This is a genomic window from Nocardia sp. NPDC060220 (genome assembly GCF_042727815.1).
Taxonomy (GTDB): Bacteria; Actinomycetota; Actinomycetes; order Mycobacteriales; family Mycobacteriaceae; genus Nocardia.
In genome coordinates, this window is record NZ_JBHWZY010000579.1 from 1 (window position 1) to 4,515 (window position 4,515).

Annotated in this window: 4 protein-coding genes and 1 pseudogene; 3 read left to right on the forward strand and 2 right to left on the reverse strand. The window is 66.6% G+C overall.

The window, feature by feature from the left end; all coding sequences use genetic code 11:
- Nucleotides 1-129 precede the first annotated feature (129 nt).
- A pseudogene (locus tag ACFWF3_RS25515) lies at nt 130-798 on the forward strand (ACT domain-containing protein); the annotation flags it as partial.
- Nucleotides 799-867: 69 nt separating this feature from the next.
- Nucleotides 868-1,713 carry an alpha/beta fold hydrolase gene (locus ACFWF3_RS25520; protein WP_379315787.1) on the forward strand — a complete coding sequence of 282 codons (846 nt, stop codon included), beginning with the start codon at nt 868-870 and terminating at the stop codon, nt 1,711-1,713.
- A 4-nt stretch (nt 1,714-1,717) separates the two neighbouring features.
- On the opposite strand, the gene ACFWF3_RS25525 is transcribed toward ACFWF3_RS25520, so the two are convergent.
- A complete protein-coding gene (locus ACFWF3_RS25525) occupies nt 1,718-2,440 on the reverse strand; it encodes a GNAT family N-acetyltransferase (RefSeq protein ID WP_379315789.1) in 723 nt (240 codons plus the stop codon).
- A 199-nt stretch (nt 2,441-2,639) separates the two neighbouring features.
- Nucleotides 2,640-3,455: an SAM-dependent methyltransferase gene (locus tag ACFWF3_RS25530; protein ID WP_379315791.1), complete on the reverse strand. Its 816-nt coding sequence runs from the start codon at nt 3,453-3,455 to the stop codon at nt 2,640-2,642.
- 585 nt (nt 3,456-4,040) lie between these two features.
- Here ACFWF3_RS25530 and ACFWF3_RS25535 point away from each other — a divergent pair.
- Nucleotides 4,041-4,331, forward strand: coding sequence for a hypothetical protein (locus tag ACFWF3_RS25535; protein ID WP_379315793.1), 291 nt, complete (start codon nt 4,041-4,043; stop codon nt 4,329-4,331).
- Nucleotides 4,332-4,515: the final 184 nt, after the last annotated feature.

The following is a 4,515-nucleotide window of genomic DNA, read 5'->3' on the forward strand; positions in this document are numbered from 1 at the left end:
GTGGATGCCGCCGCTCGCCTCGTACAAGTGCATGTACGTGCGGATGTGGGTCCACGTGAAGCACCACTACGGGCTCTCCGTGGACTCCGCCGAGAAGTCCGCGCTCCAGACGGCCCTCAACAGCTGCTGACCTACGAGGAGATGCTGGAAATGGCCGCTTGCGGGTCGAAGGTCCTCATGCTGCGCTGCGTCGAATACGCGCGTCGCTACCAGGTGCCGGTGCATGTGCGCTCGTCCTACACCGACGCGATCGGCACCACCGTCTTCGGCTCGATGGCCGACATCCCCGCCGACCAGGCCGTACTCACCGGCGTCGCGCACGACCGCAACGAGGCCAAGGTGACCGTTGTCGGCCTGCCCGACGAGCCCGGCTATGCGGCCGAGGTGTTCCGCGCGGTCGCCGACGCCGAGATCGGCATCGACATGGTCGTGCAGAACACCGGGACCGGCCGCACCGACATCACCTTCACCCTGCCCGCCGCCGACGGCGCGCGGGCGGTCGCCTTGCTGCGCGACCGCCGCGCCGAGATCGGCTTCGCCGATGTTCGCTACGACGATCGCGTCGGCAAGGTCTCGTTGATCGGCGCGGGCATGCGCAACAATCCGGGCGTCACCGCGAGCTTCTGTGAGGCGCTGGCCGCGGCGAACATCAACCTCGACCTGATCGCCACCTCGGAGATCCGTATCTCCGTGCTCGTCCGCGACACCGACCTCGACGAAGCCGTGCGCATCCTGCACCGGGCCTTCGACCTCGGTGGTGCGGAAGTCGCCGTCGTGCACGGGGGAACAGGACGGTGAGCGCTGTTGACGCCAGGTACGGGCCACGAGTAATTTACCGATAAGTAAGTTACTGGATCGGAGGGTTCGTTGAGCACCCAGTTGACCACTTTCACCAGGGCTGGACTCGAGTTCGACGTCGTCGACTCCGGACCGCCCGACGGCCCCGTCGTCGTTGCGCTGCACGGCTTCCCGCAGACCGCGACCTCGTTGCAGCCGCTCACCGCGTTGCTCAACGCGCGCGGTTACCGCACCATCGCCCCGAACCAGCGCGGGTACTCACCCGGTGCTCGGCCGTCCGGCCGCCTCGCCTACCGTGTGCCCGAACTCGTCGACGACGTGGTCGCGTTGATCGAGGACATCGACCGCGGTCCGGTGCATCTGGTCGGGCACGACTGGGGCGCGATGGTCGCCTGGTCGGTGGCCGCGGCCCGCCCCGAACTCGTCCGCACGCTGGTGACCGTGTCGGTGCCGCATCCCGGCGCCTTCGCCCGCTCGATGATCAGCAGCGATCAGCTCCTTCGCTCGTCGTACATGGCGCTGTTCCAGCTGCCGGTGCTCCCGGAGCGCCTGATTCGCGCGCGGCCCGGCGTCTTCGACCAGATCCTGGCCAAATCGGGCATGTCCGCCGACGCGATCGACCGCGTGCACACCGAGATCATCGACACCGGAGCTCTCACCACCGCGTTGAACTGGTATCGCGCGTTGGCGCTGATCACACCGCGCGCGGTGACGGCACGCGTCACCGTGCCGGTGACGCACGTGTGGAGCACCGGCGACGCGGCGCTGACCCGCCGTGGTGCCGAGCTGACCCGCGGATTCGTCACCGGTGACTATCGCTTTGCCGTGCTCGACGGCTCGCACTGGCTGCCCGAGGAGCGTCCGGACGAACTCGCCGACCTGATCGTCGACCGCATCGAGTCGCTGCCGGGCTGAGACCTCAACCGATCGGCGAAGAAGCCAACGGCCGCAACGCCGCCGCGGTCGCCGGGATCAACGGCGCGCCCCGCAGGGCGGCGCGGGCGGCCAGTTGTTCGATGATCCGTCCGCGCACCCCCGGCCATTCGTCGTGCAGGATCGAATAGAACGCGGTGTCGCGCACCGCGCCGTCGAGCCCACGCGAATGTGCCCGGCGCACACCGTCACTCACCGCGCCGAGGCGTTCGATCGCCGCCCGGGAGCGCAGGTTGCGGGCGTCGGCGCGCAGGGTCACCCGCCGCACGCCCCAGCTGTCGAAGGCGTGGGTGAGCAGCAGCAGCTTGGAGTCGAGATTCACCTGACCGCCCCGCACCGCGGGGGTGAGCCAGGTATTGCCGATCTCGACGGCGTCGGGGATCGCCCCGCCGGGCACCGAGGTGACCGGTTCGGCGGACAACGGCCAGGTCAGTGGTCCCTGCCAGTAGTCGAGCCGGGTGAATCGGGTCGCCCCGACCACACACTCGTCGGCGACGGTGACGATCGCGAAGGCCAGCGCTGTGCCTGCCAGCTGCGCCGCTTCGGCCTGGAAGACATAGGTGCGCGCCTCCTGGTCACCGTGCGGGACGACGGTGAACCCGGCCGGTCCGTCGAGCGCCGCGGCCGCGGCGCTCAGTCCGGGAACGTGGTGAGGTGCGAGCGGCTCCAGCCGTGCGATGCGGCCGTGGAGGATAACGGGTGCGGGCATGGTGACCGGCGTCCCTTCGTCTGAGAGGGTCGCCGACAGCGCGAGGCGTGGATCTCACGCGGCACGCGATTTCGGCGAAGCGACACGAACGATCCAGCAGCATCGAAAAACTAGATCAAGATAGCCGACGTGACGCGTTCCCTCGTTCGAACCCACGCAGAAGTCGCGGCCGGAAAGTTTCGAGCCTCGGCGATCGGTCCTACCGCTTCTCGGCGATCGCCGAGACGATCAGTTCCTCCCAGACCGACAGGTCCCGATCGGGTGCGCCGATGTGTGCGGAATCCTCGTTCACCTGATGCCAGCGGGCCGCGGCGACCACGCCGGGGTCCTGCACGCGCAGATCACCGAACAGCGCGGTGATCTCCGCGTCGGTGCGCCACCGGCCACGCCCGAAGGTCGACTGCAGCTTGGACTCGGCCTCGATGGTCTCGGCGTTGTCGCCGGAGCGGAAGTGGGAGATGAACACGCGCGAGCCGACGGGAATCTGTTCCGCCCAGTACGCGACCACCGACTGCGGGTCCTCCTCGTCGTTGAGGTGGTGCAGGATCGCGCTGAAGATGAGCCCGACCGGCTTGTCGAAGTCGATCAGCCGGGCGACCTCGGGATCGGCCCTGATCGCCGCGGAATCGCGGACGTCGGCGTGGATCACGGTGGTGTGGTCGTTGGTCGCCAGCAGTGCGCGACCATGGGCGAGCACGATCGGGTCGTTGTCGATGTAGACCACGCGGGTGTCGGGGTCGATCGACTGGGCGACCTGGTGCACGTTGTCGGCGGTGGGCAGCCCGCTGCCGAAGTCGAGGAACTGGGTCAGCCCGGCCTCGGCCATGGCCCGCACCGCACGGGTGAGGGCTCGGCGGTTGGTGGACGCGATGTCGACCGAGCCGGGCAGGTTCACCTTGAAGTGGTCACCGACGGCGCGGTCGACCTCGTAGTTGTCCTTGCCGCCGAGTAGATAGTCGTAGACCCGGGCGATGCTCGGCTTGGATTGGTCGATCACATGCGCGTTGTCGCTCATCCTCGACGACCCCTCGTACGGTGCTGCGGTGTGGGACGTGGCCCATGGTAGGAGAACTTCCGCGTCTCGGCACGGTTTCTGTGCGGCGTCGACACCGAAGTTGTTCGGGGCGTGGTGGTTTCGGGTGGAGGAGGGCGTTCGCTGAGCGGTTTCCGTCACGGTGCCGTGTCGGTGGCTCGTGGAGGTACCAACTGGATCGCGGGGGGCGGAAGTGTGTGTTTTCCCACGTCAGGGCCGTAACGGTTCGATAAATGACAGCAGTGTCGGCTTGTTGAACAGATGCCCAGTTGTGTGGGGTTTTCGCCAGTTCCGGCCCGTATTTCGACGAAATGTAACGCACGTTATCGGATCGTGTCGCACAAGAGTTCGATGTGATGCAGATCACACCGTCTGTTATCCGCTCGGCCTGGCTGGCAAGCTTGTAATTGCTGAACGTTAACCGTTCGTGATCATGGACCGGGTCGACATGGATCCGGGGTCGCGAACGACCCGCACTTCCGCTGCGGCGTGACGGTCATCGAAAGATCCGGTACGGATCACTTATCGGCCGTGTCGGGGCGGCTGTCCGGAAGGGGACTTGTTGTCATGAGCAGCATCTACTTCGAATCGAACAGCAATCTGTCAGTTACCGAGCGACGCCGCCGCGTCGCCGCGACCTCCGCCATGGAATCGCCCATCGCGCCGCTGGCGATGCCGGGGCTGATCCTCGGGCTGATCCTGCTCGGCCTCGGTGTGGTCGGCCTGCTGCGACTGAGTGACTGGGTAGGCAATTACGGGTCCGTCCTGGTTGTGCTAGCCTACTTCCTCTATATGGCCGCGGCCGCGAGCCTGATGCTCTGGGGTGCGGCCACCGTCCGGTCGCTGCATCGTCGATAGCCGAGTGTCGACGAGATTCGTGACAACCCGGCAAAAGCGGCATTCGGTCATTGCGGTTTGACGGATGGATGGTGTCGAATAGCTACGCGACACTTTTCTCCGATCCGGGAAAACGGTGAGCATTTCGGTCGGCGGCGATTCCGATAAGAGTGTGTTGATCGGGGAATGTATCCCACGCAGGGGG

Excerpts from the sequence above, each read along its gene's own strand:
- ACFWF3_RS25535 (WP_379315793.1), top strand. The coding sequence starts at position 4,041 with ATGAGCAGCATCTACTTCGAATCGAACAGCAATCTGTCAGTTACCGAG.
- ACFWF3_RS25530 (WP_379315791.1), bottom strand. The coding sequence starts at position 3,455 with ATGAGCGACAACGCGCATGTGATCGACCAATCCAAGCCGAGCATCGCC.
- ACFWF3_RS25525 (WP_379315789.1), bottom strand. The coding sequence starts at position 2,440 with ATGCCCGCACCCGTTATCCTCCACGGCCGCATCGCACGGCTGGAGCCG.